Annotated in this window: 1 protein-coding gene; it reads right to left on the bottom strand. The window is 72.8% G+C overall.

Annotation, left to right across the window (positions count from 1 at the left end; genetic code table 11):
* On the bottom strand, positions 1–309 hold a 309-nt coding region (locus MTR62_RS21255), incomplete at both ends, for a TolC family protein (protein WP_244024674.1).

Genomic DNA, 309 nt, shown 5'->3' with positions numbered 1-309 from the left:
GCCTGTTCGCGCGCGGTGTCGAGCCGGCGCTGCGCGGCCACCGCCCCGACGTAGAGCCGGGTTATCTCGAGGCGGATGTCGGCCCGCGCGATCGCCGCGAGCAGCGCGGCGCGGCCAATCTGCGCATCGGCCAGCGCGATGCGCGCCGACCGTTTGCCGCCCCGTTCGATCGGCAGGGCAAGGCTGAGCGTCATCTCGGCGCTGTCGAACCCACGATAGGCCCCCGATCCGGCCAGATTCTCGACTTGCGTTTCAAGTGTGGGATTGGGCCGTAGACCGGCCACCGTGCGCGCCGCCCGCGCGGCGGCG

The organism is Novosphingobium organovorum (genome assembly GCF_022832435.1).
In the GTDB taxonomy this organism is placed as follows: domain Bacteria; phylum Pseudomonadota; class Alphaproteobacteria; order Sphingomonadales; family Sphingomonadaceae; genus Novosphingobium; species Novosphingobium organovorum.
This window is presented reverse-complemented; position numbering and strand designations above follow the sequence as displayed.